The 25,591-nt window shown below is 45.0% G+C and carries 26 protein-coding genes and 5 tRNA genes; 12 read left to right on the top strand and 19 right to left on the bottom strand.

The features are described from left to right. The first annotated feature begins 648 nt into the window (after positions 1 to 648). Positions 649 to 1,050 (top strand): hypothetical protein, encoded by a 402-nt coding sequence (locus RH85_RS15120; RefSeq protein WP_006713570.1) that lies wholly within the window; start codon positions 649 to 651, stop codon positions 1,048 to 1,050. Positions 1,051 to 1,081: 31 nt separating this feature from the next. After that, positions 1,082 to 1,780 (top strand): DedA family protein, encoded by a 699-nt coding sequence (locus tag RH85_RS15115; RefSeq protein WP_006713569.1) that lies wholly within the window; start codon positions 1,082 to 1,084, stop codon positions 1,778 to 1,780. A gap of 102 nt (positions 1,781 to 1,882) precedes the next feature. Here RH85_RS15115 and RH85_RS15110 read toward each other — a convergent pair whose 3' ends face one another. Continuing rightward, a complete protein-coding gene (locus RH85_RS15110) occupies positions 1,883 to 3,166 on the bottom strand; it encodes a cation:proton antiporter (protein WP_006713568.1) in 1,284 nt (427 codons plus the stop codon). 169 nt (positions 3,167 to 3,335) lie between these two features. Between RH85_RS15110 and metH the strand changes: the two genes are divergently transcribed. Next, positions 3,336 to 7,013, top strand: a complete 3,678-nt coding sequence (metH, locus tag RH85_RS15105; RefSeq protein WP_006713567.1) for a methionine synthase — start codon at positions 3,336 to 3,338, stop codon at positions 7,011 to 7,013. Between the two features lie 79 nt (positions 7,014 to 7,092). Here the strand turns inward: metH and mgtE are convergent, their stop codons facing one another. From mgtE to RH85_RS15045, 12 genes are all read right to left on the bottom strand, one after another. Further along, positions 7,093 to 8,448, bottom strand: coding sequence for a magnesium transporter (gene mgtE / locus RH85_RS15100; protein WP_006713566.1), 1,356 nt, complete (start codon positions 8,446 to 8,448; stop codon positions 7,093 to 7,095). 138 nt (positions 8,449 to 8,586) lie between these two features. Beyond that, positions 8,587 to 8,865, bottom strand: a complete 279-nt coding sequence (locus RH85_RS15095) for an HPr family phosphocarrier protein (RefSeq protein WP_006713565.1) — start codon at positions 8,863 to 8,865, stop codon at positions 8,587 to 8,589. A 3-nt stretch (positions 8,866 to 8,868) separates the two neighbouring features. Then, complete coding sequence (rapZ, locus tag RH85_RS15090) at positions 8,869 to 9,732, bottom strand: RNase adapter RapZ (protein WP_006713564.1); 864 nt, start codon at positions 9,730 to 9,732, stop codon at positions 8,869 to 8,871. Between the two features lie 8 nt (positions 9,733 to 9,740). Next, a complete protein-coding gene (gene ptsN, locus RH85_RS15085) occupies positions 9,741 to 10,187 on the bottom strand; it encodes a PTS IIA-like nitrogen regulatory protein PtsN (protein ID WP_006713563.1) in 447 nt (148 codons plus the stop codon). Between the two features lie 2 nt (positions 10,188 to 10,189). Continuing rightward, positions 10,190 to 10,477: a ribosome hibernation promoting factor gene (gene hpf, locus RH85_RS15080; protein WP_006713562.1), complete on the bottom strand. Its 288-nt coding sequence runs from the start codon at positions 10,475 to 10,477 to the stop codon at positions 10,190 to 10,192. 24 nt (positions 10,478 to 10,501) lie between these two features. Then, positions 10,502 to 11,962 carry an RNA polymerase factor sigma-54 gene (locus RH85_RS15075; protein WP_006713561.1) on the bottom strand — a complete coding sequence of 487 codons (1,461 nt, stop codon included), beginning with the start codon at positions 11,960 to 11,962 and terminating at the stop codon, positions 10,502 to 10,504. A 43-nt stretch (positions 11,963 to 12,005) separates the two neighbouring features. Next, complete coding sequence (gene lptB, locus RH85_RS15070) at positions 12,006 to 12,731, bottom strand: LPS export ABC transporter ATP-binding protein (protein ID WP_006713560.1); 726 nt, start codon at positions 12,729 to 12,731, stop codon at positions 12,006 to 12,008. Positions 12,732 to 12,733: 2 nt separating this feature from the next. Further along, on the bottom strand, positions 12,734 to 13,231 hold the full coding sequence (gene lptA, locus RH85_RS15065) for a lipopolysaccharide transport periplasmic protein LptA (RefSeq protein ID WP_006713559.1): 498 nt from the start codon (positions 13,229 to 13,231) through the stop codon (positions 12,734 to 12,736). Continuing rightward, positions 13,212 to 13,775, bottom strand: coding sequence for an LPS export ABC transporter periplasmic protein LptC (lptC, locus tag RH85_RS15060; protein ID WP_006713558.1), 564 nt, complete (start codon positions 13,773 to 13,775; stop codon positions 13,212 to 13,214). The genes lptA and lptC overlap by 20 nt, the downstream gene beginning before the upstream one ends. Further along, on the bottom strand, positions 13,772 to 14,329 hold the full coding sequence (kdsC, locus tag RH85_RS15055) for a 3-deoxy-manno-octulosonate-8-phosphatase KdsC (protein WP_006713557.1): 558 nt from the start codon (positions 14,327 to 14,329) through the stop codon (positions 13,772 to 13,774). Before kdsC ends, lptC begins: the two co-directional genes overlap by 4 nt. Further along, positions 14,329 to 15,294, bottom strand: coding sequence for a KpsF/GutQ family sugar-phosphate isomerase (locus RH85_RS15050; RefSeq protein WP_006713556.1), 966 nt, complete (start codon positions 15,292 to 15,294; stop codon positions 14,329 to 14,331). The genes kdsC and RH85_RS15050 overlap by 1 nt, the downstream gene beginning before the upstream one ends. A gap of 19 nt (positions 15,295 to 15,313) precedes the next feature. Beyond that, positions 15,314 to 16,279, bottom strand: coding sequence for a calcium/sodium antiporter (locus RH85_RS15045; RefSeq protein WP_006713555.1), 966 nt, complete (start codon positions 16,277 to 16,279; stop codon positions 15,314 to 15,316). Positions 16,280 to 16,514: 235 nt separating this feature from the next. On the opposite strand from RH85_RS15045, the gene mlaF reads away from it, so the two are divergent. From mlaF to RH85_RS15000, 9 genes are all read left to right on the top strand, one after another. Continuing rightward, the gene (gene mlaF / locus RH85_RS15040; protein WP_006713554.1) at positions 16,515 to 17,312 is read left to right on the top strand and encodes a phospholipid ABC transporter ATP-binding protein MlaF; all 798 of its coding nucleotides are present in this window, start codon (positions 16,515 to 16,517) and stop codon (positions 17,310 to 17,312) included. Beyond that, positions 17,309 to 18,100, top strand: coding sequence for a lipid asymmetry maintenance ABC transporter permease subunit MlaE (gene mlaE, locus RH85_RS15035; protein ID WP_006713553.1), 792 nt, complete (start codon positions 17,309 to 17,311; stop codon positions 18,098 to 18,100). The genes mlaF and mlaE overlap by 4 nt, the downstream gene beginning before the upstream one ends. A gap of 2 nt (positions 18,101 to 18,102) precedes the next feature. Beyond that, positions 18,103 to 18,591, top strand: a complete 489-nt coding sequence (mlaD, locus tag RH85_RS15030; protein WP_006713552.1) for an outer membrane lipid asymmetry maintenance protein MlaD — start codon at positions 18,103 to 18,105, stop codon at positions 18,589 to 18,591. Further along, positions 18,591 to 19,229 carry an MlaC/ttg2D family ABC transporter substrate-binding protein gene (locus tag RH85_RS15025; RefSeq protein WP_006713551.1) on the top strand — a complete coding sequence of 213 codons (639 nt, stop codon included), beginning with the start codon at positions 18,591 to 18,593 and terminating at the stop codon, positions 19,227 to 19,229. Before mlaD ends, RH85_RS15025 begins: the two co-directional genes overlap by 1 nt. Continuing rightward, positions 19,226 to 19,540 (top strand): STAS domain-containing protein, encoded by a 315-nt coding sequence (locus RH85_RS15020; RefSeq protein ID WP_006713550.1) that lies wholly within the window; start codon positions 19,226 to 19,228, stop codon positions 19,538 to 19,540. Before RH85_RS15025 ends, RH85_RS15020 begins: the two co-directional genes overlap by 4 nt. 9 nt (positions 19,541 to 19,549) lie before the next feature. Then, the gene (gene ibaG / locus RH85_RS15015; RefSeq protein WP_006713549.1) at positions 19,550 to 19,804 is read left to right on the top strand and encodes a BolA family iron metabolism protein IbaG; all 255 of its coding nucleotides are present in this window, start codon (positions 19,550 to 19,552) and stop codon (positions 19,802 to 19,804) included. Positions 19,805 to 19,813: 9 nt separating this feature from the next. Beyond that, positions 19,814 to 21,079 carry a UDP-N-acetylglucosamine 1-carboxyvinyltransferase gene (murA, locus tag RH85_RS15010; RefSeq protein WP_006713548.1) on the top strand — a complete coding sequence of 422 codons (1,266 nt, stop codon included), beginning with the start codon at positions 19,814 to 19,816 and terminating at the stop codon, positions 21,077 to 21,079. A 132-nt stretch (positions 21,080 to 21,211) separates the two neighbouring features. Continuing rightward, a complete protein-coding gene (locus RH85_RS15005) occupies positions 21,212 to 21,940 on the top strand; it encodes a 1-acylglycerol-3-phosphate O-acyltransferase (RefSeq protein ID WP_006713547.1) in 729 nt (242 codons plus the stop codon). Between the two features lie 137 nt (positions 21,941 to 22,077). Further along, positions 22,078 to 23,121, top strand: a complete 1,044-nt coding sequence (locus RH85_RS15000; RefSeq protein WP_006713546.1) for a serine hydrolase domain-containing protein — start codon at positions 22,078 to 22,080, stop codon at positions 23,119 to 23,121. A 90-nt stretch (positions 23,122 to 23,211) separates the two neighbouring features. On the opposite strand, the gene RH85_RS14995 is transcribed toward RH85_RS15000, so the two are convergent. From RH85_RS14995 to RH85_RS14970, 6 genes are all read right to left on the bottom strand, one after another. Next, positions 23,212 to 23,287 (bottom strand) — tRNA-Asn (locus RH85_RS14995). A gap of 5 nt (positions 23,288 to 23,292) precedes the next feature. Beyond that, a tRNA-Thr gene (locus RH85_RS14990) sits at positions 23,293 to 23,368 on the bottom strand. Between the two features lie 38 nt (positions 23,369 to 23,406). Next, positions 23,407 to 23,482: transfer RNA gene (locus RH85_RS14985), tRNA-Asn, on the bottom strand. A 21-nt stretch (positions 23,483 to 23,503) separates the two neighbouring features. Then, positions 23,504 to 23,579, bottom strand: a tRNA-Thr gene (locus tag RH85_RS14980). 51 nt (positions 23,580 to 23,630) lie between these two features. Next, positions 23,631 to 23,706, bottom strand: a tRNA-Phe gene (locus tag RH85_RS14975). A 222-nt stretch (positions 23,707 to 23,928) separates the two neighbouring features. Beyond that, the gene (locus RH85_RS14970; protein WP_006713545.1) at positions 23,929 to 25,542 is read right to left on the bottom strand and encodes a methyl-accepting chemotaxis protein; all 1,614 of its coding nucleotides are present in this window, start codon (positions 25,540 to 25,542) and stop codon (positions 23,929 to 23,931) included. Positions 25,543 to 25,591: the final 49 nt, after the last annotated feature.

Below are 25,591 nucleotides of genomic sequence, written 5' to 3'. Positions count from 1 at the left end.
TGATGGCAGTTCAGTTGGTTAGGCTTTTTATTGGAGAGCTTAGCGGCCTGTCACGCCGGGGGCGTGTTGCTTTCTAGGATATTAGAGATCCCATCCACTCCGCCACTTATTTACGTCTGTAGAAAATAGAAGTGATGGCAGTTCAGTTGGTTAGATTTTTTATTGGAGAGCTTAGCGGGGTGTAACTACGGGAGGCGTATCATTTCCAAGGTTACTGGAAGTTCCGTTAATGTAGCGACCACTTTGAGAAAACTCTGCTAGGAGTAGCGGGGCGTTTTTATATCTAAACAAAATTAAGACGATCTTAGTGACTCGAATAGGTTCTATCAGATCCTAAGGGGATTCATATCATCAGGGTGGGATGGGCAGCTATATTTAGTCTCAACGCATCAATAAACGTAATTCAGTTACGCGTCTTTGCGTTATATCGAGCGACTGATTTACTCTTTGTTACTGTTGTATATCCCTACCGATTATCTCCTATGATTTGAGGTTTTTACTGCCAATTCCTCACCTTATGAATGTGTTTTATTTAATTTATGGTAACGATAGTTAATCGCTATTGCACTTGTTGGCAACTGAGGCTAAAACCCACATAGAGTTTATAGTTTTGTAGTTTCAGTGCTGCAGAAATTGATGTGGAGTAGGATGTTGCGAGTGAGAGGTTTTTTCTCAGCTGCTTGTTTAGTTCTGTTGCTTGCAAATGCGACGGAAGAACAGCTATTGCCTCGCGATCCTCAATTTATCGCTGAAGCTTTTCAACTTCAGTTGCCTTCAGAGCATCAAATATCACGCCAGCTTACAACTCCAAATCATAAAAATCGCCATTACTATTTAATTGCCCGTTATCTCAATAAACCTGCTGACCGACATAATCAGCTTAGTTACGGTTTACCAAGTACAGACACACTGAGTACATTAGTTGCTAGGACGTTATCTCAGGCTATAGATGAATCTATTGGCATAACGGGTTATCGAGTAAAACAGCATTACGAGTCCAATTTGATCTACCGTTTTATACATAGTCGAAATGATGTGCAGATTGGTTAATGTAAATCTGTTCCGTTTATGAGGTGATAAAATGTTGGATTCAATTATTTCGGTCTTGATGGCGCTTTGGCATCAAGACTTTGCGACGTTAATGACGCCAGGCAGCGCTGCCATGGTGTATTTTGTGGTTGGTGCACTGATCTTTTTAGAGAGTGGTTTTATTCCTGCTGCCCCATTCCCTTGTGATAGCGTAGTGGTGCTATCTGGTACTTTGGCTGCCGTTGGAGTACTCGACCCATTCCTAGTTCTTGTGATCATTGCGACTTGTGCTGCGACTGGAAGCTGGGCCGCTTATGTTCAAGGACGTTGGCTAAATCGTTTGCCGAAAGTCCAAGGGTGGGTTAATGCGGTACCACAAAAGCGTTTACAGCAAGTAGACATGCTATTGGGTAAGCATGGTTTGGTTGCTCTATTCTGTGCTCGTTTTGTCCCTGTTGTTCGCTCTTTACTACCCCTGATGATGGGCATGCGAGCAAACAAGGTGAGTAAGTTCCATTACTTCGCTTGGTTGAGTGCAATTCTGTGGACCTTATTGCTTTGTTCATTTGGTATGTTGTTACCGTTATTACCAGAACACATTAGCAAATTGGTTACGATGGCACTAATGGCTGCACCAGTGATCACTTTTGCTACGGCATTATTAGGTTTTATTACTATGCGTGTTCGCCGAGCTTGGAATGAACAGCAGGCAGGTAAAGTTAAGCCTGTAGCGGGAAAAGTGGATCGTTAATCATTCCAGTAGCTTTTGGGTTACGATGATCCCAAAGCGATTTTGAGTGAGATGTTGATTAAAAAAGGCAGCCGAGGCTGCCTTTTCTGTTTCAGGTGCGGGCTAAGAGTTGATCTTGTTTTCCGCTTTTTTCGCTTTCTCTATCATGGGTGTAATCGTTGAACCTTGGATCAGGATGGAAAAAACCACGACAGCGTAGGTCATCACCAAAATGATTTCTCTCACGTCGATTTGTTTTTCAGGGATCACCCAAATACCCGCCGGGATCGATAGTGCCATGGCGAGCGCTAAGCCACCACGCAAGCCACCCCAAGTTAAGATAGGGATAGACCAAGGATTATAGGTTCGATAGCGTTTAAAGCCGATATAAGAGCAAAATACGCTGAGGAAGCGCCCAGTTAATACTAATGGAATAGCAAATGCCATGAGAATGAAATCTTCTTGATGGAATTTGAATAACAGCATCGACATACCGATCAGCAAAAATAGTACGCCATTGAAAAATTCATCCACTAACTCCCAAAAGTGATCAAGATGATCTTCACTCTCTTTTGAAAAGCCGATATAGCGCGTCCAGTTGCCAATCATAATTCCTGAAACAACCATAGCAAGTGGACCCGAAACATGGAGCACATCTGCAAGTGCGTAGCCAGCCGTTGGTACACCAATGGTAAGCAACAGCTCCATCGAGTGATCGTCTGTGGCACTGATTAGATAATGGAATACTAGACCAAGTAGCAAACCATAGGCGATGCCACCGATAGCCTCTTGAATAAATAGCATCGTAACGCTGCTGACTGTTGGGGCTTCATTGCCAAATGCAATCGTATATATCGTCACGAAAATGACCAAGCCAAAACCATCGTTGAATAAAGACTCACCTTCGATTTGAGTTGAAATGCGTTTAGGCGCATTGAGTTTTTTTACAATGGCAAGAACGGCGATGGGATCGGTTGGCGAAATAAGCGCACCAAACAGTAAGCAATAAATGAGGTCAAATTTAATCCCTATGAGTTGGCAAAAACCAAATAGGGCATAGCCTATAAAGAAGGTGGAGAAGAGCGTCGCGCCGAGTGCGAGTACAGTGATCTCCCATTTTTGATCTTTGAGGTTTGGTAATTTAATCCCAAGGCCTCCGGCAAAGAGCAAGAAACCTAAGATTCCTTTTAAAAGAAAATCTTCGAAGTTAATACTCGACATGGTGTGGGTCGCAATTTCCGTCAACTGAAACCAATCATTCTGGCCAGCGATCAAGATGAGGAGAGACAACATCATGGAGCCAGCGGTTATCGCTATGGTGGTTTGCATTTTCCCGATCTTACTGTTTACAAAGGCAATCAGCATTGCAGCAGCAGATAAAAAACAAAGAGTATAGTAGACGGACATATTGGAACTCTTGTGTGACAAATTGTGAATAAGAATTCTGTGCCTAAGATGAGTAAATGGCAAATATTATTTCGTCATGCCTCTGTCAGGGATTAAGTGTTTTAGACGTCTAGACTCCTTTTGATTGTGTGTTAGGATGGTGACATACACAAAGGAATGAGGCTGTACTGTGGGAAGCAAAATAAGACAACAGATCGAAGCGCAATTGAAGCAGCGTATCTTATTGATTGATGGTGGCATGGGCACCATGATTCAAGACTACAAACTAGAAGAGCAAGAATATCGCGGAGAGCGATTTGCTGATTGGCATTGTGACCTTAAAGGAAACAATGATCTGTTGGTGTTATCACAGCCAAAATTAATCAAGGATATCCACCTCGACTACCTAGAAGCGGGGGCTGACATCCTTGAAACCAATACATTTAATGCGACCACCATCGCCATGGCCGATTACGACATGGAAAACCTCAGTGCGGAAATTAACTTTGCGGCGGCAAAGCTAGCACGTGAGGCGGCAGATGAATGGACGGCAAAAACACCGAGTAAGCCCCGCTTTGTCGCCGGAGTATTGGGTCCAACCAATCGAACTTGTTCTATATCACCAGATGTAAATGACCCCGGCTATCGTAATGTTAGCTTTGATGAACTTGTGGTTGCCTACTCAGAATCAACTCATGCGTTAATTCGTGGTGGTGCTGATCTTATCTTACTGGAAACCATTTTTGACACACTGAACGCCAAAGCGTGTGCATTCGCGGTTGAAACTGTGTTTGAGGAGTTGGGTTACTCTCTTCCAGTGATGATTTCTGGCACCATTACCGATGCTTCTGGACGCACCCTTTCGGGGCAAACGACAGAAGCCTTCTACAATTCTCTTCGTCACGTTAAACCGATTTCCTTTGGCCTGAACTGTGCGCTGGGGCCTGATGAACTGCGTCCTTATGTGGTTGAGTTGTCGCGTATCTCAGAAACGTTCGTCTCTGTGCATCCAAATGCCGGTTTACCGAATGCCTTTGGCGAATATGATTTATCGCCAGATGATATGGCTGAGCATGTGAAAGAGTGGGCGCAAAGCGGCTATTTAAATCTCATTGGTGGCTGTTGTGGAACCACGCCAGAGCATATTCGCCAAATGGCGCTAGCCGTTGAGGGGATGCAGCCAAGAATATTGCCTGACTTGCCAGTTGCTTGTCGTTTATCAGGATTAGAGCCTTTAACCATTGAAAAAGAGACACTGTTCTTAAATGTGGGTGAACGAACCAACGTGACTGGCTCGGCACGTTTCAAGCGTTTGATTAAAGAAGAGCTTTACGAAGAAGCACTCGATGTGGCTCGCCAACAAGTGGAAAATGGTGCGCAGATCATCGATATCAATATGGACGAAGGCATGATCGATGCCGAAGCTTGTATGGTTCGATTCCTTAACTTATGTGCTTCTGAGCCTGAAATATCTAAAGTACCAATCATGGTCGACTCCTCTAAGTGGGAAGTTATCGAGGCCGGTTTGAAGTGTATTCAAGGTAAAGGCATCGTTAACTCCATCTCGCTCAAAGAAGGCAAAGAGAAGTTTATTGCGCAGGCTAAACTGGTGCGTCGCTATGGTGCTGCGATTATTGTTATGGCGTTTGACGAAGTGGGTCAGGCCGAAACTCGTGAACGCAAACTGGAAATCTGTACCAACGCGTATCGTATTTTGGTCGACGAAGTGGGATTCCCTCCAGAGGATATTATCTTTGACCCGAATATTTTTGCTGTTGCAACGGGGATTGACGAGCACAACAACTACGCGGTCGACTTTATTGAAGCCGTTGCTGATATCAAACGCGAACTGCCACACGCAATGATTTCAGGGGGTGTTTCTAATGTCTCCTTTTCCTTCCGTGGTAACAACTATGTGCGCGAAGCGATCCATGCGGTATTCCTTTACCATTGTTTTAAAAATGGTATGGATATGGGCATTGTTAATGCCGGCCAACTTGAGATTTACGACAACGTCCCGGAAACTCTCCGTGAAGCGGTTGAAGACGTTGTGCTTAACCGCCGTGATGATTCAACTGAACGTCTGTTAGATATTGCTCAGGAGTATCTTGATAAGGCCGTAGGTAAGGTCGAAGATACGTCGGCACTGGAATGGCGTACATGGCCAGTTGAGAAGCGTTTAGAGCATTCTTTGGTGAAAGGTATTACGGAGTTCATCGTCGAAGATACCGAAGAAGCGAGAGTGAATGCAGCTCGGCCTATCGAAGTAATTGAAGGTCCATTAATGGATGGCATGAACGTGGTGGGTGACTTGTTTGGTGAGGGTAAAATGTTCCTCCCGCAAGTGGTGAAATCTGCACGAGTAATGAAGCAGGCGGTTGCTCACTTAGAGCCTTTTATTAATGCTTCCAAAGAGGTCGGCTCGACCAATGGTAAAATTTTACTCGCTACGGTGAAAGGCGATGTACATGACATTGGTAAGAACATTGTTGGTGTTGTACTGCAATGTAATAACTACGAGATCATTGATCTTGGCGTTATGGTGCCGTGTGAAAAAATTCTTAAGGTAGCTAAAGAAGAAAACGTTGATATTATCGGCTTATCTGGCCTGATCACTCCTTCACTTGATGAGATGGTGCACGTTGCTAAAGAGATGGAACGACAAGGTTTCGAGTTGCCATTGCTGATAGGGGGAGCCACGACCTCTAAAGCGCACACTGCAGTGAAAATTGAGCAGAACTACCATAAGCCAGTTGTGTACGTGAATAATGCGTCACGCGCGGTAGGGGTGTGTACCTCGCTACTGTCCAAAGAACTTTACCCAGCCTTTGTCGAGAAGCTGGATGCCGATTATGAAGTGGTTAGGGATCAGCATCGTCGTAAGAAACCACGAACTCGTCCTGTGACTCTTGAAAGAGCACGGGCCAATAAAGTCGCTATTGACTGGGCTAATTATACGCCTCCTGCGCCAGCAAAGCCGGGGGTACATATCTTTAAAGAATTTGATATTGCCACCCTGCGTCAATATATCGATTGGACACCATTCTTTATGACTTGGTCTTTAGTCGGTAAATACCCTGCCATTTTGGATCACGAAGAAGTGGGGGAAGAAGCACAGCGTTTATTTAAAGATGCGAATGATTTGCTTGACCGTGTGGAGCGCGAAAAATTGCTTGAGGCGCGTGGTATGTGCGCACTACTACCAGCAGCCAGTGTTGGGGACGATATTGAAGTTTACACTGATGAGTCTCGTACAGAGGTGGCGAAGGTGCTGTATAACTTACGTCAACAAACAGAAAAGCCAAAAGGATTTAACTACTGTTTATCTGATTACATTGCACCCAAAGAGAGTGGCAAGCTCGATTGGATTGGCGCGTTTGCAGTCACTGGGGGGATTGGTGAAAGAGAGTTAGCCGATCAATACAAAGCTGACGGCGATGATTACAATGCCATCATGATTCAAGCGGTAGCCGATCGTTTAGCTGAAGCGTTTGCTGAATATTTGCATGAAAAAGTGCGTAAAGAAATTTGGGGCTATTCAAGCGATGAAGCGCTTTCTAACGATGATTTGATTCGTGAAAAATACCAAGGTATTCGCCCTGCACCAGGTTACCCTGCGTGTCCTGAGCATACCGAAAAAGGGTCGCTGTGGGAGCTGCTAAATGTTGAAGAAAATATAGAGATGTCTTTGACCAGCAGCTATGCAATGTGGCCTGGTGCAGCGGTGTCTGGTTGGTATTTCTCGCATCCTGATTCACGCTATTTTGCTATTGCACAAATTCAGCAAGATCAGGCTGAAAGTTATGCCGACCGAAAAGGTTGGGATATGCTAGAAGCCGAAAAGTGGCTTGGGCCAAATATGAATTAACTACCATCTTTTGGTGAGATGAAAACAAAAAGCACAGCTTGAAGCTGTGCTTTTTTATTGGGATATTGGTGTGGACGCGTTAAATAAAAATCGTCGCCAAGCCCAAGAACACCGATAGGCCAATCACATCCGTAACGGTCGTTAGTGCCATACCACCCGCTAACGCAGGGTCGATATTCATTTTCTTCAGCATAATAGGGATGGTTACCCCGGCAATACCAGCGACCAGTAAGTTGGTCATCATGGCTGCAGAAATAATGCCACCTAGTATCCAGTTACCTTTCCAAGCAACTACAATACCACCAATGATTAACGCCCACATGATGCCGTTGAGAAAGCCGATCGCGGCTTCTTTAATTAATAGCTCACGTTTGTTTGAGTCACCGATGTGGCCTAATGCTAAGCCGCGAATGACTAGTGCAACGGTTTGGTTACCCGCAACCCCACCCATAGAAGGTACGATAGTCATTAAGACTGCAATGGCCGCCATTTGATCTAATGTGGCTTCAAACATGTTGGAAACAGAGGCCGCAGCAAGGGCTGCAAGTACATTCGCACCGAGCCAAACACTACGTTTACGCGCTGATTTTACCACTGGAGCAAAGGTATCTTCGTCATCGTCTAGACCCGCCATACTCATCATTGAGTGTTCGGCATCCTCACGGATAACGTCAACTACATCATCGATAGTAATACGACCAACGAGGTGTTGATTTTCATCAATTACCGGAGCGGAAACCCAGTTACGACGTTCAAACAAGCTAGCGACATCGGAATCTTTCATCGTGACTTCAATCGCGTCATCTGCATCTTCCATCACATCCGAGACTTTGACATCAGGTTGTGTGGTTAAGATTGCCGTCAATGAAAGTTCACCGATCAGACGATTCTCTTCATCGATGACATACAGGGCGTCGGTGGCATCCGGTAGTTCACCACGCATGCGCAGATAGCGTAAAACAACGTCAATATCGACATCACCACGGATAGTGATAACGTCGGTATTCATCAAACTACCAGCGGTGTCTTCGGTGTATGAAAGGGCTGTTTCAACGCGTTGGCGATCTTCAACGTCCATCTGAGAGAGGACTTCACGAGAAACATCATCAGGTAGACTACGCAAGACGTAAGCTACGTCATCGGTGTCCATGCCTTCCGTCGCCTCGGCCAGCATCTCTGGTGCCATGCGTGAGACGAGATCATCCTTAACATCCTCGCTTAATTCATCGAGGATTTCACCATAATCTTCTGGATCGGTAAGTTGCCAAAGAACTTCACGGCTTTTACGCGGAGAGGCTTCTAAAAGATGAGCAATATCTTCCGGTTCCATGTCTTGCAACTGACGGCGGACATGGACGAAACGGCCATTTTCTAGGGCATCTGTGACTTCTTGGAGGGCTTGGTGAGCTTGATCAAACTCTATTTGCTCGGCCATCGATTCCCCCTGACTCTATATGGTTACAATGCGTTGAATAGTAACTTAATTTAACTGCTTGTTTAATAAGTTAGTGTTAAGAAAACTCAATTATCTGCCGATAAGTGAACAGTTGTTGTACTGAGTGTAGGTGAAGGGTTACTCATCTTCGTCAAATTTATGCTCAATTAACTGGCAGACTGCCGTCAATGCCTCACCTGCGTCATCGCCTTCTGCGTGAATTGTCACGTGTTCACCTTGCGCAGATTCGAGCATGAGTAAGCCCATGACACTGTCGGCCGTTGCAAGTTTGCCATCATGATTTTGAATGGTCAGTATGGCATTGAATGATTGAGCAAGTTCAACAAGTTTAACAGCCGCACGAGCATGAAGCCCAAGTCGATTTTCAATTAGGACGGTTTTACTCTCTTGCGGCATGAATTAATCCTGTAGGTTTTTCTCGAGCGAAGTGTGGCGGATTTGAACTTGATGCCCAAGCTCAGCAAAATATTCGCCAATTTGCTGGGTTAGGTAAACAGAGCGGTGTTTACCGCCAGTACAGCCGATGGCGACCGTGAGATAGCTACGATTGTTTTTTTCTAGCATTGGTAGCCAGCACTCAATAAATTTTTGTACTTGGAGTTTTAGCTCAATCACTTCTTGATGGCTTTCTAAGTAGGATTTTATTGGTGCATCGAGCCCTGTGAGCGGGCGCAAATCAGGTTCCCAGTGTGGATTTGGCAGAAATCGCACATCAAAAACATAGTCAGCATCACTCGGCAGGCCATACTTAAAACCAAATGATTGGAAAACCATCACTAAGTCTTTGCGCTCACGACCTTCTACTCGACGACGTACATTTTCGCTTAGCTCATGCAAAGATTGGTTGCTGCTGTCGATAATAAGGTCGGCATGTTCTTTGAGCGGCGATAGAATGCTTTTTTCTTTTTCGATCGCTTGCTCAAGCGAAGTGCTTTCATGTGCCAATGAGAGAGGGTGGATACGGCGTGTTTCGCTATAGCGTTTAAGCAAAGTGTCTTTGTTAGCATCAAGAAATAAGACGCTAACATCGGTGTCTTTTTTTAGCTTTTGCAGTACATCGTTAACCAAGGTCGGTTCTTCTGGCAGGTTACGTATATCAATACTCACTGCCACATTTTGTTTGCTGCCTTGAATCGATTGAACAAAGACGTCTAACAGGTTCACCGGAAGGTTATCGACACAATAGTAACCTAAGTCTTCCAGCACTCGCAGAGCAACGCTTTTACCAGCACCAGATTGGCCACTTACTACAATTAAACGCATAACAACGACTACCTGTTGATCATAATGTCATACAGCTCTTGATCCGACTGCGCTTTGCGAAGTTGCTTGAGGATCAACTTGTCATTAAGACGTTCAGCCATACACGAAAGAGTTTTTAGATGTTCTTTGCATTGTGCATCGGGAACGAGCAAGGCAAAGAGAACGTCAACGGGGCGGTTATCAATAGCATCAAATTCTATTGGGCTTTCACATTGTAAAAGTACGGCCACGGCTTTATCGCTTGATTGCATACGAGCATGGGGAATGGCTATTCCATTTCCAATGCCAGTACTGCCCATTTTTTCGCGGCTAAGCATGCATTCAAAAAGTTCGGTTGAATTTTGTCCGGTATGCTCTGCGACGATTTCACTGATCATCTCAAGAGCGCGTTTTTTGCTGGTGCACTGGACTGCACTTTTAGTGCAGTCCAAGGTTAGAATTTCGCTAAGTTGCATAGTTAATGATTATGTAGTTTTTCTTTGTGCTTATTGAGCTGTCTAACCAGTTTATCGGTCAGAGAGTCGATAGCGGCGTACATGCTTTCTTCATTTGCTGAAGCATGAATTTCGCCTTGATTAATGTGAAGGGTAGCTTCTGCGATTTGCTGGAGTTTTTCAACTTTTAATACCACTTGAACACTGTTGATGTGGTCGAAAAAACGCTCCAGCTTTTGAAACTTTTCATTTACGTAGTCTTGCATTGAGTCGGTAAGATCAACGTGGTGGCCAGTAATATTGATTTGCATAGGCTTTCCTTCTCGGTTGTTGCCTTAAAGTAGGCGTTTACGCTGACTTGAAGGGGCAATGCCCAAAGATTCTCGGTATTTAGCTATTGTTCGTCTAGCGACCTGAATCCCTTGGTCAGCGAGTAGAGCTGCAATTTTGCTATCGCTAAGTGGCTTAGCACTGTTTTCTGCAGCGACGAGCTTTTTAATTAAAGCACGAATTGCAGTTGAAGAGCATTCTCCACCATTGTCAGTACTGACGTGGCTAGAGAAAAAGTACTTCAATTCAAATATACCGCGTGGTGTGTGCATGTACTTCTGCGTCGTGACACGAGAGATGGTTGACTCATGCATATCCACTGCGAGAGCGACATCATTGAGTACCATTGGCTTCATGGCTTCTTCGCCATACTCAAAGAAATTTCTCTGATGTTCAACAATACACTTGGCAACTTTGAGCAGTGTCTCGTTTCTGCTTTCCAAGCTTTTAATTAGCCACTTTGCCTCTTGTAAATTAGAGCGAATGTATTGGCTATCTGGACTACTGCCTTTACCAAGAGCGGCGTATTGCTGGTTTACTTTTAAGCGCGGAATGGCATCAGGGTTAATCGTAACCATCCATTTACCGTGTTCTTTAAACACAGAGACATCGGGAATTACGTATTCTGCGTGTTCGATCGAGATACGACTGCCGGGACGAGGGTCCAATTGTTGGATAAGTTTTAAGACGTCCCTAAGTTCCGTTTCTTTAAGCTTAGTCTCTTTAATGATCAACTTGTAATCGCGATTGCCAAGTTGATCAATATGATCGGTGAGCACCAGTTTTGCTTCATTAAGCCAAGGGGTGTCTTCGGGGTAAGTTGCTAGCTGAAGCAGCAAGCAGTCTTGTAGATTAATAGAGGCAACGCCGAGCGGGTCAAACTGTTGAATTCGTTTACGTACTGCTTCAATTTCTTCAATTTCGACCTCTTCGTGGTCAAAGTTTTCAAGAATTTCCGCTAGAGAGACGGTGAGATAGCCGTAATCATCTATCGCATCAATCAGTGCAAGGGCAATGGTTCTATCAAGCTCACTAAAGGGCGTCAGATCTAACTGCCAAATCAAATAATCGTACAAAGATTCGGTGGTTTCACCTTGATAAATCGGTGCGTCGTCATCCATCGCGATGCCAGTACTGCCAGTATTTGCGCTGTAAACATCATCCCAAGTCGTGTCTATTTCAAGTTCAGAGCTGATTTCTGATTTTTCGATCAGCTCTGAGCTGTCTTGCTGTTCGACGTCATTTGCGTCCGCACTGTTTTCTTTTTCCTCATTACGGTTTTTATCATCGCTGGTGGCCAGTTCTTCATTGCCTTCCTCTACTTCCAAAAGTGGGTTTGAGTCCAAGGCTTCTTGTATCTCTTGTTGAAGATCTAATGTAGACAGTTGCAACAAGCGAATGGCTTGTTGTAACTGTGGCGTCATCGCCAACTGTTGACCTAGCTTGAGTTGTAATGAGGGTTTCATTCAGTAATACGCGCCTTTTAAAGTTCTACAGACTTTTTAATAATCATAGTCGGAATTGCTCACCAAGATAAACTTGTTTCACCTGCTCGTTGTTAAGCACGTCTTCTGGTGTCCCTTCTGCAATTAAGTGTCCTTGGCTTACAATGTAGGCTTTCTCACATACATCAAGCGTTTCGCGAACGTTGTGGTCAGTGATCAAAACACCAAGGCCTCGATCACGAAGATGGACAATGATTTTCTTGATATCGATAACCGAAATTGGATCGACACCAGCGAAAGGTTCATCCAGTAAGATAAACTGCGGGTTAGCGGCAAGTGCGCGTGCAATCTCCACTCGTCGACGCTCGCCCCCTGATAGTGCCATACCTGCACTTTCACGAATGTGCTGAATGTGGAATTCTTCTAATAAATCTTCCAACTTATCTTGACGCTCTTCGCGTGTCAGCTCTTCACGGGTTTCTAGCACCGCCATGATATTGTCTTGAACCGATAACTTACGGAAGATTGACGCTTCTTGTGGTAAGTAACCAATCCCCATTCGCGAACGACTGTGCATTGGTAAGATACTGATATCTTGCCCATCTATGCTGATGATGCCTTCATCGCGAGCGACAAGGCCTACAATCATGTAGAAAGACGTTGTTTTACCAGCTCCGTTAGGACCGAGTAGGCCAACGATTTGACCTGACTCTACTTGCAAGCTTACGTCAGAGACCACTTTACGATTTTTATAGCTTTTAGCTAAGTGTTCTGCTTTTAGAATCGCCATAATTATTCTTGTACTGCTTGAGGTTGAAGTACGGTCGATACGCGATCGCCTTTTTGCTTACCATCAGCAACCAGCTTTTGAGATGAAATGTGGTAGCGAATATGATTACCGCGAATTTCGCTGTCATCTTGAGCCAGCATTGCGTTATCAATCATAGTGAGCTGATCATTACTTACTTCGTAGTGCAGTTCTTTCGCTTCGCCATATAGGGTCTTGCCATCGTCAGTTAGCTGAGAAAATGTTGCCAAATTGCCATAGCCATCAATCTTGTTGATTGAGCCATCCGTTTTATTACGTGTGACGATAATTTTATCAGCATTGATGTTAATACTGCCTTGCTTGAGCTTTACATCACCAAGGAAGGTCACTTGGTTGCTTTGCATATCAAGGTGTTGACTGTCTGAATCAATGTATACAGGCTGATCTTGATCAGTCGACAATGCCATGGCCTGTGTTGCAGCGAACAAACAGGCAATTAAACTAAGGTGTGAGAGTTTCATATCTGCCTTGTACATGATTGTAAAGTATTGCGGTGTTGTCAGCGAAGTTACCTTTCATCGCTTGACCAACCGTCTCAAATTGAGGGCCAATTAACGTAACTTGGTTATCCGCCCAAAAATCTCGATTATCCAACTGAATATGCATTATGTCAGTTGATAATGTGTCAAATCCGGAGTCAGGTAATAAATTTTTACCTAACACATTGCTTTCTAAAGTCAGTACGTGGTCTTTGGTCAATACACCGCGTTCTGCTGTGATCTCCCATTCTTGAACATCACCATTTAAGTAAACTTTTAAGATTGGTTTATCAAAAATGGTATCACCACTGCTGGCGTAGTTGTCCAATTCGGTTGAGATGATCACGTAGCTGCGAACACCTTGCTCATTGTATGAGGTATTGGTTAGGTCATGGCCAGTAAAGAGTGGAAGCTCTACGTCGGGCTTTACCTGAATGTCGTAACTGGCTTTATTCGTCATCAAATAGTAGCCAGACGTGGCAATAATGATGAGCAATAGTAAATAACCGATACGAGACACACTCATATACTTAGACCTTTGTGTACATCTAATTCGTCACGAGCTTGGAGAATTAAATCGCAGACTTCACGTACTGCACCATGGCCACCTTTAATGGTTGTCACGTAATTTGCTCGTTGAGCAAGCAGAGGATGTCCGTCAGCGACACACACTTTAAGCGCCACTTTTTCCATTACTGGCCAATCAATCAGGTCATCGCCGATATAGCCAGTTTGCTCTGGGGTAATGTTTAAGCGTTGGCAAATATCGTTATAGGCAGCGACTTTATCGTCTTGGCCTTGATAGATCAGTTCGATACCGAGTGCTTTCATGCGGTTTTCTACGATCTGCGATTGGCGTCCAGTAATGATGGCAATTTCAATGCCAGCGTTCATCAAAGACTTTACGCCGTACCCATCACGGGTGTGGAAAGTTTTGAGTTCTTCGCCTTGGTTACCCATGTAGATTAGGCCGTCAGAGAAAACCCCATCAACATCGCAGATCAATAGTTTAATCTGTTTAGCAATGGCGAAAATATTCGCTTCAACTTCACCATATAAGGTGGAGACTTTCGCAGTCATTACATGACTCCAGCTTTGAGTAGATCGTGCATATTCAATGCGCCGACGACAGTGTTGTTTTCACAAAGCAGCAATCCATTAATGCTTTTCTCTTGCATCAAGTTTACACCTTCTGCCGCCAACATGTTTGGATTGGCAACCGTCGGGTTTTTGGTCATCACTTCGCTGATAAGAGCGCTATGAATATCGATGCGTTTGTCTAAAATTCGGCGTAGGTCGCCATCGGTAAAAATGCCCAGTAGTTGTTTATCTTGGTCAACAACTGCCGTCATGCCGAGACCTTTTTGTGTTATTTCCAGCAAGGCATTACGCACTAAGGTTTGTGGTGATACTAATGGTAGTGCATCGCCGGTGTGCATGATGTCTGATAATTTTAGCAAGAGTTTACGACCTAGCGCGCCACCTGGGTGCGAGAGGGCGAAATCTTCCGCGGTAAAGCCGCGCGCTTGGAGTAGGGCAACTGCCAATGCGTCACCCATAACCAGTGTTGCTGTAGTGCTTGAGGTCGGTGCTAAGCCGAGCGGACAAGCTTCTTTTGGTACGGTGATTTGCAGATGGATATCGGCCAATTTCGCCATATTAGATGCAGGCTTACCTGTCATGCTAATGATGGTTATTTTTAAACGCTTTAATACCGGAAATAGCGATAATATTTCACCCGATTCACCCGAGTTTGAAATCGCCAAAACGATATCACCAGGTTCAATCATACCTAGGTCACCATGGGCGGCTTCTCCCGGGTGGACAAAAAAGGCTGATGTGCCAGTGCTGGCAAGAGACGCTGCAATCTTGTTGCCAATATGGCCCGATTTACCCATGCCCATGATCACTACTTTGCCATGCTTATTCGCCAAAATGGTTTCACAAGCTTGCACAAAACTATCGTCAAAATATTGGTCGAGTTGCTTTAGTGCTTCAACTTCAATATTAAGCACTTCTAATGCGGCAGCGCGATAATCAAACATCACAATCTCCAGCGAACAATTACGCGTTCATATTGATAACAAGGTAGCTCTGGTACGCAATAAATACGACCACAAGGAATGCGCCTTCAAAACGATTGATGCTACGCGATTTGCCCAGCGCCATGACAACCAGCAGGAGTGAAACTGCCAGCATGACCCAAAAATCACGGCCCATGACGAGCTCACTTAGAATTGAAGGATTAAGAATGCCGGGAATCCCCATTACCGCAAGTATGTTAAATACATTTGAGCCGATAATGTTACCGACGGCCATGTCATCTTCGCCTTTCATCACGCCAGCTACCGAAGCGGCTAATTCAGGTAAGCTGGTGCCTACCGCGATAATCGTTAGACCGATAACCAGATCGCTCATGCCAAAATATTTTGCAATGACAACAGAGCTATCTACGAGTGTGTCAGCAGCGATAGGTAAAATAATTAAACCGATAACCACCCACATTAAGGCAATTTTGTTGTCTACACCCTCAGGAACGTCTTGCTCTTGTTCTTCAAGTAGCACATCACCATTTGGCTGTTCTTTGCGGCTAATACGTAGCATGGCTAGGATAAAGATAACGAATAGCCCTAGCAGCAGTACACCTTCGTAGAAGCCAAGGTGGTTATCCCATAAGATGGCGCCTGCAATCAGAGTGACACCAATCATTAGGGGCAGTTCGCGGCGCAGAACAGGGGAGCTTATCGACAGTGGCTTGATCATGGCGGTAATACCAAGGATCAACGCAATGTTAGCGATGTTTGAACCAATAACGTTACCTACGGCTGTATCGGTTTTGCCATCAAGAGCCGCTGTCGCGGATACCATCATTTCTGGGGCTGAAGAGCCCATCGCTAAGATTGTCATACCAATCACCAGCGGAGAAATACCGAAGTTGCGCGCTAGGGCTGCAGAGCCATAAACCAGTTTGTCGGCACTCCATACCAAAAAAATGAGACCAACAATAAGAAACGCAACGGCTTCGATCATGATATATCCTAACTTATCTACAAACTGAACAATTTAACCGCCAATTTTGACGTGTTGGGGGGTAAAATGGAAGCTGAACATTCAATTATTTACCGCTCAGTTTGTAATTCGATATGTGCTCTGAATGTAAGAACGTGATTTAAGTGCTTCACATTTAATTGAACAGTGCTTTAAATTCGCCATTAATCTGCTTATGATTGCGCATTATATAAAGGATTCTGACGACGAGTATCTAATGTCATCAACTGATTTGGTTACGGTCAACAATCTCTCCTTCTCACGTGGAGATAGGAAGATTTTTGATAACGTAAGCCTCCATGTTCCCAAAGGCAAAGTAACTGCCATTATGGGGCCATCAGGGATTGGTAAAACGACTTTGTTACGCCTGATTGGCGGGCAAATTTCTCCCGACAGTGGAGAGGTTTTATTTGATGGTTTGAATATCCCTGCATTAAGTCGCCGCAAGCTCTACCAAGAAAGAAAACGCATGAGTATGCTTTTTCAATCGGGGGCGCTTTTCACCGATCTTAACGTTTTCGATAACGTTGCTTTCCCGTTGAGAGAGCACACTCAACTAGATGAAGAGTTGCTACGTACTCTGGTATTGTTAAAACTGGAAGCGGTAGGTTTACGTGGTGCCGCTGAGCTCATGCCAAGTGAACTTTCTGGCGGTATGGCGAGACGTGCTGCCTTAGCGCGTTCGATTGCTTTAGATCCAGAACTTATCATGTTTGACGAACCTTTCGTCGGCCAAGACCCGATCACCATGGGCGTGCTGGTGGAGCTAATTCGTAATCTTAATCAAGCCTTAGCAATTACTGCTATTGTGGTTTCTCATGATGTCCCTGAAGTCATGAGTATTGCTGATTGGGTTTATATTCTTGCTAATGGTCAAGTCATTGCGAGTGGTACACCTGATGAGTTAAGAGCCAATCCTGATCCTCAAGTTCAACAATTCCTAGTAGGCGATGCCGATGGCCCGGTGCCATTTCGTTATCCGGCAAAACCGATTGGCGAGGACCTGTTTCAATGATAGCTAATTTTCTCGATTTTATAGCTTCTCTAGGCCGACGCGCGATGGGGTTTAGTGCCGCCGTTGGTCGTGCTAGCTTGATGCTATTTGGCGCACTAGCAGCCAGACCTCATCCGATCAAAAATGCACCGTTGTTAATTAAGCAGTTGTATAGCGTTGGCGTTCAATCTTTGCTGATCATTATTTTATCTGGTCTGTTTATTGGCATGGTATTGAGCCTGCAGGGTTATGTCATTCTGATTGATTTCGGAGCTGAAGGTGCATTAGGTCAAATGGTTGCGCTGTCGTTATTGCGTGAATTAGGCCCGGTTGTGACGGCGTTATTGTTTGCCGGTAGGGCTGGCTCTGCATTGACGGCTGAAATTGGCTTGATGAAAGCAACAGAACAACTTTCTTCCATGGAGATGATGGCTGTCGACCCGCTGAAACGTGTGATTGCACCACGTTTTTGGGCTGGGGTTATTTCTATGCCGCTGTTGACGATGATTTTCATGGCTGTCGGGATCTGGGGCGGTCAGTTGGTCGGAGTAGACTGGAAAGGCATCGATCACGGTAGTTTCTGGTCGGCAATGCAGTCTTCAGTTGAACTGGGTCAGGATATTGGCAACAGCTTTATCAAAAGTTTTGTCTTTGCCATCACCGTGACTTGGATAGCTTTATTTAATGGATACGATGCAATTCCTACTTCGGAAGGCATCAGCCGTGCAACCACTCGCACGGTAGTACACTCTTCTTTGGCAGTACTTGGACTAGACTTCGTACTGACCGCATTGATGTTCGGGAACTAAACATGCAACAGACACGTAAAACAGAATTATGGGTAGGTAGCTTCATCTTGGCGGGAATTTGCGCAGTCTTGATTATGATTTTTCAAGTCGCTGACGTAAAAGGCATCGGTTCGAACGATACTTACAGCTTAAATGCCGAATTCGATAACATTGGTAGCTTGAAAGTGCGCTCTCCTGTGAAAGTCGGAGGTGTGGTAGTTGGTCGCGTAACGTCGATCACTTTGAATCCTGAATCGCTATTACCGGTAGTTGGTATGGCGGTGAGTAGTCAATACCAGCAGTTCCCTGAAACCTCGAGCGTGCAGATTCTTACCTCTGGCTTGATTGGTGAACAGTACATCGGTTTAACTCCGGGTTTTGTGTTTGATGATGAACAAATGCTGGTGGATGGCGATTATATTGAGGACACCAAATCTGCTTTGGTGTTAGAAGATCTTATTGGCCAAGTGCTGTATAGCGTTGGCGGCGGCTCTGATTCTGGAGAGAAGTAATGTTGAAAAAAATGCTATTAACGATTTGTGCTCTATTGCTGCCAGTTAGTGCGATGAGTGCGCAAATCGACAAAACACAGCCTTACCCAATGATGGAACAAGTGGGTAGTATGGCTTTTGAACGTTTGAAAGCAGAACAAAGCATCATTAAACAAGATCCTAACCACCTAAAAGTGATTGTGGAAGAAGAGTTGATGCCTTACGTGAATTACAAATATGCGGCATTGAAGCTACTTGGTTCAAACTTGAAAGGCGCTGACCGTGCCGATGTAAATCAGTTTATCATTGCATTCCGCTCTTACTTAATTGCCTCTTATGCTCAAGTGTTGACGCAATATACCGACCAAGAAATCGAATTTGGTCCGGAGTTGAAGATTGATCCAAGTAAGACCATTACGAGCGTAAAGGTCGATATTGTTGATGCGCCTCGTCCGAATATTCAACTGGAATTCAAATTACGTAAAGATAAGAAAACCGGTGAATGGAAAGTGTTTGATATGATTGCTGAAGGTATTAGTTTACTTTCAAGTAAACAATCAGAATGGAGCGGTAAATTACGTCAAGATGGCATCTTAGCGGTGGCAAAAGAGCTTGATGGGCTAGCCGCTCAACCGATCCGTTTTGAGGCACAAAAATGATAGCGCATGAGCAATATCAGCGTGTTGATGACAATGTTGCTAAACTTAACGGGTTATTGAACCGTGATACCGTACCGATGTTGTGGAAGCAACTCAAAGCTTGCCATCTACAACAATCGACTCTGGAACTGGATCTTTCTGAGGTTGAGAGAGTGGATTCGGCGGGAATGGTGATGCTCATCCACCTATTAGAGCATGCAAAAAAACAAAACTGTCATATAATGCTCAGCTTCGTGCCTAAGCAACTCAGCACTTTGCTGGCACTGAGTAATGTTGAAAAACACATTGCTGAGCACATAAAGATTAATTAGAGGTAAATTGTGGATAGCGCAAAAGTACAACAGATTTTAAACGAAGCACTAAACCTAGAAGAACTACACGTGAAGGGCGAGGGTAGCCACTACGAAGTGATCGCTGTTGATGCTTGTTTCGAGGGAATGAACCGCGTTAAGAAACAACAAACCATTTATGCGCCACTCATGGAATATATCCAAAGAAATGACATCCACGCGCTTTCCATCAAGGCATACACGCCGACTGAATGGGCTCGCGATAAGAAGTTGATGTCACTGTAAGGTTTAGTAATGGAAAAATTTAGAGTAACAGGTTCTAACAAGCCCCTAGTTGGTGAAGTCACTATCTCTGGTGCGAAGAACGCCGCCCTACCAATTCTTTTTGCTTCAATTTTGGCGGAAGAGCCAGTTGAAGTGACTAATGTCCCTCACTTACGTGACATTGATACCACAATGGAACTGCTTAAGCGCTTAGGTGCGAAAGTAGAGCGTAATGGTTCTGTGCACGTGGACCCAAGCAGCATCAATGAATATTGTGCGCCTTATGACTTGGTTAAGACCATGCGTGCGTCTATTTGGGCGCTAGGTCCACTAGTCGCTCGTTTTGGCCAAGGTCAAGTATCACTGCCTGGTGGTTGTGCTATCGGTGCACGCCCTGTAGACCTTCATATTCATGGTCTAGAGCAACTTGGTGCAACGATTGTACTGGAAGATGGCTATGTGAAGGCCTCTGTCGATGGTCGCTTGAAAGGTGCGCACATCGTGATGGATAAAGTCAGTGTTGGCGCAACTATCACTATCATGTGTGCAGCGACACTTGCGGAAGGTAAAACCGTACTTGATAACGCAGCACGTGAACCTGAAATCGTTGATACCGCTGAGTTCTTGAACACGCTTGGCGCTAAAATTACCGGTGCCGGCACTGATACCATTACTATCGAAGGTGTTGAGCGCCTTGGTGGTGGTAAACACGCTGTGGTTGCTGACCGTATTGAAACGGGTACCTTCTTAGTTGCTGCGGCGGTTTCTGGTGGCAAAGTGGTGTGTCGTAATACACGTGCACATCTACTAGAAGCGGTGCTAGCTAAGCTGGAAGAAGCGGGTGCGCAAGTTGAAACGGGTGAAGACTGGATTTCGCTTGATATGACTGGCCGTGAGCTAAAAGCGGTAACGATCCGTACGGCGCCACACCCTGGTTTCCCGACGGATATGCAAGCTCAGTTTACTTTGTTGAACCTAATGGCAAAAGGCGGTGGCGTGATCACTGAAACGATTTTTGAAAACCGTTTCATGCACGTGCCAGAACTGATGCGTATGGGCGCTAAAGCGGAGATCGAAGGCAACACAGTGATCTGTGGTGATGTTGAGTCTCTGAGCGGTGCTCAAGTGATGGCAACCGACCTACGCGCTTCTGCGAGCCTTGTGATTGCTGGCTGTATTGCTCAAGGCGAAACCATTGTTGACCGTATTTATCATATCGATCGTGGTTACGATAAGATTGAAGATAAATTGTCAGCGTTGGGCGCTAATATTGAGCGTTTTCGCGAAGCCAACTAAGTAAGCTAGACCGGTTATAAAACAGTTTAGCGAACAAATGTAAGCCGAAACATTAGTTTCGGCTTTTTTATGGCCAAAAGATACGTTAGATTATGGCCATAATTTTTCCTCTCATGTTCTTGGAGAACATTAATGATTGCACTGTTCCGTGTTTTTGCTGTCGCGATATTTGCGATTGTCATGTTTGTCTTTGGCTGCGGCTACTGTTTGCTGAGCCCACGTAACCCAAAACACGTGTTCACCTTCGGTCGCTTGTTCGGCAAGATGGCTCGTGTCTTTGGCATCAAGTTAGAGCTTAGAATGCCAGAGGATGCCTACACACGTGGTCAGCATGTCTACATTGCTAACCATCAGAATAACTGGGATCTCTTCACTGTGGCGGCTGCCGTTACGCCTAAGGTCGTCACCGTTGGTAAAAAGAGTCTGGCTTTCCTACCTTTATTTGGTCAGTTGTATTGGCTAACCGGTAACATTTTGATTGATCGTGGTAACCGCAGTAAAGCGATGGGAACTATTGATCAAGTGATCGACAAGATGAAAAACAGCGATGTGTCTATTTGGATGTTCCCGGAAGGTACTCGTTCACGTGGCCGTGGTCTACTGCCATTTAAAACAGGGGCCTTTCACACCGCTATCGGCGCGGGCGTGGATGTGGTGCCGATTGTATGCAGTTCCACTGAAGGCGTGAAACTAAACCGTTGGAACAACGGCCATGTTATCGTTGAAATGCTACCACCAGTGAGCACACAAGGCTGTAAGAAAGAGCAAGTGCGTGAAGTGGCTAATTTGTGTCGTGAGCAAATGGAACAAAAACTGGCTGAACTGAATGACGAAGTAAAGGTTTTAAACCAAAGCAAATAATCTTCGTTTGATGATAGTGACAAAATGAGTTGAGAAAGCGTGCGCTTAGTCGCACGCTTTTTTTATATCTGTAGCAGCACGCTGAAATCGTTCTCTTTTTTTGTTTTATTGGCCTGAAGTCAATGGAGAGTAACAAGATGAAGCAAAAGTTATTTATCTTAGCGATGGGCTTATTCCTATTTGGTTGTTCCAAGCCCAGCGTTGAGGTTGTGATCAGTGCAGAGCGTTTTGCGTCTATCGAAAAGCGAGTGGAAAGCGGTAAAGGAAATAATATCCACTCTTTGATTGCGTGGCAGCAAGGAAATAAGGTGCTTGAGCTGCATAGGCAGGGCAGTGGCCGCATTGGCTCACAAAGTCGGCCTAGTGTGCCTGTAGGGCCCTCTGAACTACATAATCTCCATTCGGTGACGAAATCCTTTGTTGCCACATTAATTTTCATCGCGGTTGATGAAGGTAAGCTCGCCAGTTTGGATGTGCCGGTGTTCAGTTTATTTCCCGAGTATCAAGCGAACGATAGAGCGGAGAAGATGCAAATTAGCGTGCGGGATATGTTAAATATGTCGACAGGTTATGCCTTGGATGAACTTGCCGCTTCGTATAGTTCAGGCAATGCATTTACGCGTCATTATATGGCTAAAGATTTGTTAGCGCAGTTCCTCTCCACTGATCTCGCTTTTAAGCCAGGAACTCGTTTTGCTTATAGTGGCCTTTCAACGGTCGGTTTGTCCAAGGTGATTGAGCGGGTATATGGTCAACCCTTTGCTGTGGTCATGAAAGAGAAGCTATTTTCCCCGTTAGCGATAGAAAATTATCGTTGGTCGAATCAGCATGGCAGCAATGAGCCTGGCGCAGACTGGGGTTTAATGCTTACGCCGGAGGATATGGGAAAGTTTGGCTTGATGTGGCTTAATCAAGGGCATTTTTCGGGGCAACAAATTGTTGCTAAGCATTGGTTTGAGCAACTAAAGTCCAGTCAGTTTCATAGCTATAATATGGGTTATGGTTTGCACTTTTGGCAGGTTCCAACTGTAAATGGTGCAGTAGCGGCGGTAGGTATCGGTGAGCAGTACATTATGATGCTACCAGGAAAACAAGCGGTGATTGTCGCGACGGGGGCAAACTACGATATGCCGAGCATGCCAACACTCACGACCATTAAACAATTGGCCAGTTTACTGTAATGAGTCATCTATGCGTGACGAGCGATAAGCAGGGAAGGGCAAATGACAGACAAAAAAAAGCCTCATCAGATGATGAGGCTTTCTCGAATGTGGCTCCCCCTGCAAGACTTGAACTTGCGACATACGGATTAACAGTCCGCCGTTCTACCGACTGAACTAAGGGGGAAAAGATGGTGCCGACTACCGGAGTCGAACTGGTGACCTACTGATTACAAGTCAGTTGCTCTACCTACTGAGCTAAGTCGGCACGTTTTTCATCAACAAGCTTCGCTTGTTAATTGAAAGTGGCTCCCCCTGCAAGACTTGAACTTGCGACATACGGATTAACAGTCCGCCGTTCTACCGACTGAACTAAGGGGGAATTATCTTTTCAAATAAAGAATGGTGCCGACTACCGGAGTCGAACTGGTGACCTACTGATTACAAGTCAGTTGCTCTACCTACTGAGCTAAGTCGGCGCACTATTTCTTTATTTTTCATTGATGTCTAAGACACCAACAATCAAATTGTGGTGCCCGGAGGCGGAATCGAACCACCGACACGAGGATTTTCAATCCTCTGCTCTACCGACTGAGCTATCCGGGCGACGAGGTGTATTAAACGGCTTTTCGCTTTTCAGGTCAACATTAAAATGCAAAAAAAATATCGTTTGTTGCTTTTCTATACTTAATGGGCTGTTTTTAGCCATATATAGGCTTGTGAGGCCAGTTCAGCCATGCATTCTTGCTAATCAAGGGGGATATTATTTTGTCTCAGGTAGAAAAAAAGCACGCGGTTAAGCGTGCTTTTTATGGTTTATGGTTGTAATTACTGCTTAACAGTAAACTTACTCACCCAACTTTCTAAGTCGTTTGCCAAGGTATTTAGGCTTTGTGTGCTGCTGTGACTCTCTGCAACCACATTACCCAACTGATTACCGCTCTCTTCAATTAGGTTAATTCGCTTGGCAATATCATCACCAACTTGAGTTTGTTCTGCAGCAGCAGTTGCGATTTGGTGGCTCATTTGAGTGATAGATTCTAAGGCGACAACGATCTGTTGCAGAGCCTCTGAAGCATTTTGCGACTCAACCACGGTACTTTGGCTGGTTTCCGCACACACTTCCATCGTGTTAATCGCATTGCGCGAACCAGCTTGTAAGTTGGTGATCATTTGTTGAATTTCTTTGGTGCTAGATTGAAGGTTACGAACTTCATCAGCTACCACAGCAAAACCACGGCCTTGTTCGCCAGCCCGTGCTGCTTCAATCGCTGCGTTTAGAGCCAGTAGGTTGGTCTGTTCTGCGATATCTCCGATCACATCAAGTACTTTCACGATGTTGTTTACGTCGCTATCAAGATCTGCGACGGCTTGGCTTGCGGTACCAAGTTGTGACGCGAGGCCTTGAATATTATCCACCGTGTTATGGATCAATTGCTGGGTGTGTTGGCTCTGCTTATCGGCTTCTTCGGTATTGCTTGCAGTATCTCGAGCTGAGTCGGCAACGTTATTCGCTGAAGAGGCCATTTCTGTCATGGCTGTTGCGATCATTTCCGTTGACTGTTGTTGCGAGTCGGTCAAACCTGCGATAGAAGCGGAACGATCCTCTACATTGGCTAATTCCTGACGTAAAGCGATCATCGAGCTGTCGAGGTTTTTCACTAGCTGAGCTAATGAGATACTCATTTGCTGTACGGCTTCATAAATACTGCCCTTTGGAGCCGTCTTGTCAAATGAAGCCTGTATATCGCCCTGAGCGACCGCTTGAACCGCGTTTAGTACGTCTTGTGGTTCACCACCCAATAAACTCAGGATTTTACGTATAGAGACAATGAGAACGCTAAAGATAGCGGATGCAATGGCAAAGCAGAGTATTAGCTGCCATTGTGCGGTAGACCAGAAGCGAGCATTCACTTCATTGAAACCAATGCCGGTTCCTACAACCCAACCCCAATGTGGAGTTTTCTCAGCAATGGAAAGTTTTTCTTCAATGGTGCCGTCTTCCAGTTTTTGCGTCCAAGTGTATTCAACGATTTGACCAGTGGTGTTGCCCAGTTCGCGCTGGATTAATTGACCAACACTTTTGCCATCGCCATCTTTAAAGTCATTAAAGCTGGTGCCGTGCAGCTGAGGATCAAGTGGCGTCGCAACGAAAATCATATTTTCATCGGCTACGTAGACATACTCATTGTCTTTGTAAATGTTGTTGCGAAGTAGACGAGTGGCGAGTGCTTTTGCTTCATCTTCACCTAATGAGCCTTCAATCGCCATTTGTTCTACTTCAGTCAAAATGCTGTAGGCACTTTTGAATAATTCGGTTACACGGGCTTTGTTGTCTAAGTTACTGGCAACGCGCAGTGTCCATAGTCCAGTTACTGTCAGTGCTAAAAGCGCGGTTAAAATGATGGCTGACAGAATATAGGCCTGAGTTTTGAGTTTCATACGCCCTCGCGAGTTTACGTTGTTAGTGATACGTCAATTTAGACTGCCC

The sequence above is a fragment of the Vibrio ichthyoenteri ATCC 700023 genome, from assembly GCF_000222605.1.
Lineage (GTDB): Bacteria > Pseudomonadota > Gammaproteobacteria > Enterobacterales > Vibrionaceae > Vibrio > Vibrio ichthyoenteri.
This window is presented reverse-complemented; position numbering and strand designations above follow the sequence as displayed.

Bases quoted from the DNA above. Each gene is read 5' to 3' on its own strand.
- rapZ (WP_006713564.1), bottom strand. From the start codon at position 9,732: ATGCGTTTAATTGTAGTAAGTGGCCAATCTGGTGCTGGTAAAAGCGTT.
- RH85_RS14970 (WP_006713545.1), bottom strand. From the start codon at position 25,542: ATGAAACTCAAAACTCAGGCCTATATTCTGTCAGCCATCATTTTAACC.
- mgtE (WP_006713566.1), bottom strand. From the start codon at position 8,448: ATGGCCGAGCAAATAGAGTTTGATCAAGCTCACCAAGCCCTCCAAGAA.
- mlaE (WP_006713553.1), top strand. From the start codon at position 17,309: ATGATAGCTAATTTTCTCGATTTTATAGCTTCTCTAGGCCGACGCGCG.
- RH85_RS15095 (WP_006713565.1), bottom strand. From the start codon at position 8,865: ATGCCGCAAGAGAGTAAAACCGTCCTAATTGAAAATCGACTTGGGCTT.
- kdsC (WP_006713557.1), bottom strand. From the start codon at position 14,329: ATGACTGCGAAAGTCTCCACCTTATATGGTGAAGTTGAAGCGAATATT.
- lptB (WP_006713560.1), bottom strand. From the start codon at position 12,731: ATGGCGATTCTAAAAGCAGAACACTTAGCTAAAAGCTATAAAAATCGT.
- RH85_RS15025 (WP_006713551.1), top strand. From the start codon at position 18,591: ATGTTGAAAAAAATGCTATTAACGATTTGTGCTCTATTGCTGCCAGTT.
- RH85_RS15045 (WP_006713555.1), bottom strand. From the start codon at position 16,279: ATGATCGAAGCCGTTGCGTTTCTTATTGTTGGTCTCATTTTTTTGGTA.
- RH85_RS15075 (WP_006713561.1), bottom strand. From the start codon at position 11,962: ATGAAACCCTCATTACAACTCAAGCTAGGTCAACAGTTGGCGATGACG.
- mlaD (WP_006713552.1), top strand. From the start codon at position 18,103: ATGCAACAGACACGTAAAACAGAATTATGGGTAGGTAGCTTCATCTTG.
- RH85_RS15110 (WP_006713568.1), bottom strand. From the start codon at position 3,166: ATGTCCGTCTACTATACTCTTTGTTTTTTATCTGCTGCTGCAATGCTG.
- lptC (WP_006713558.1), bottom strand. From the start codon at position 13,775: ATGAGTGTGTCTCGTATCGGTTATTTACTATTGCTCATCATTATTGCC.
- lptA (WP_006713559.1), bottom strand. From the start codon at position 13,231: ATGAAACTCTCACACCTTAGTTTAATTGCCTGTTTGTTCGCTGCAACA.
- RH85_RS15050 (WP_006713556.1), bottom strand. From the start codon at position 15,294: ATGTTTGATTATCGCGCTGCCGCATTAGAAGTGCTTAATATTGAAGTT.
- RH85_RS15000 (WP_006713546.1), top strand. From the start codon at position 22,078: ATGAAGCAAAAGTTATTTATCTTAGCGATGGGCTTATTCCTATTTGGT.
- ptsN (WP_006713563.1), bottom strand. From the start codon at position 10,187: ATGCAACTTAGCGAAATTCTAACCTTGGACTGCACTAAAAGTGCAGTC.
- RH85_RS15020 (WP_006713550.1), top strand. From the start codon at position 19,226: ATGATAGCGCATGAGCAATATCAGCGTGTTGATGACAATGTTGCTAAA.
- RH85_RS15120 (WP_006713570.1), top strand. From the start codon at position 649: ATGTTGCGAGTGAGAGGTTTTTTCTCAGCTGCTTGTTTAGTTCTGTTG.
- RH85_RS15005 (WP_006713547.1), top strand. From the start codon at position 21,212: ATGATTGCACTGTTCCGTGTTTTTGCTGTCGCGATATTTGCGATTGTC.
- RH85_RS15115 (WP_006713569.1), top strand. From the start codon at position 1,082: ATGTTGGATTCAATTATTTCGGTCTTGATGGCGCTTTGGCATCAAGAC.
- mlaF (WP_006713554.1), top strand. From the start codon at position 16,515: ATGTCATCAACTGATTTGGTTACGGTCAACAATCTCTCCTTCTCACGT.
- hpf (WP_006713562.1), bottom strand. From the start codon at position 10,477: ATGCAAATCAATATTACTGGCCACCACGTTGATCTTACCGACTCAATG.
- murA (WP_006713548.1), top strand. From the start codon at position 19,814: ATGGAAAAATTTAGAGTAACAGGTTCTAACAAGCCCCTAGTTGGTGAA.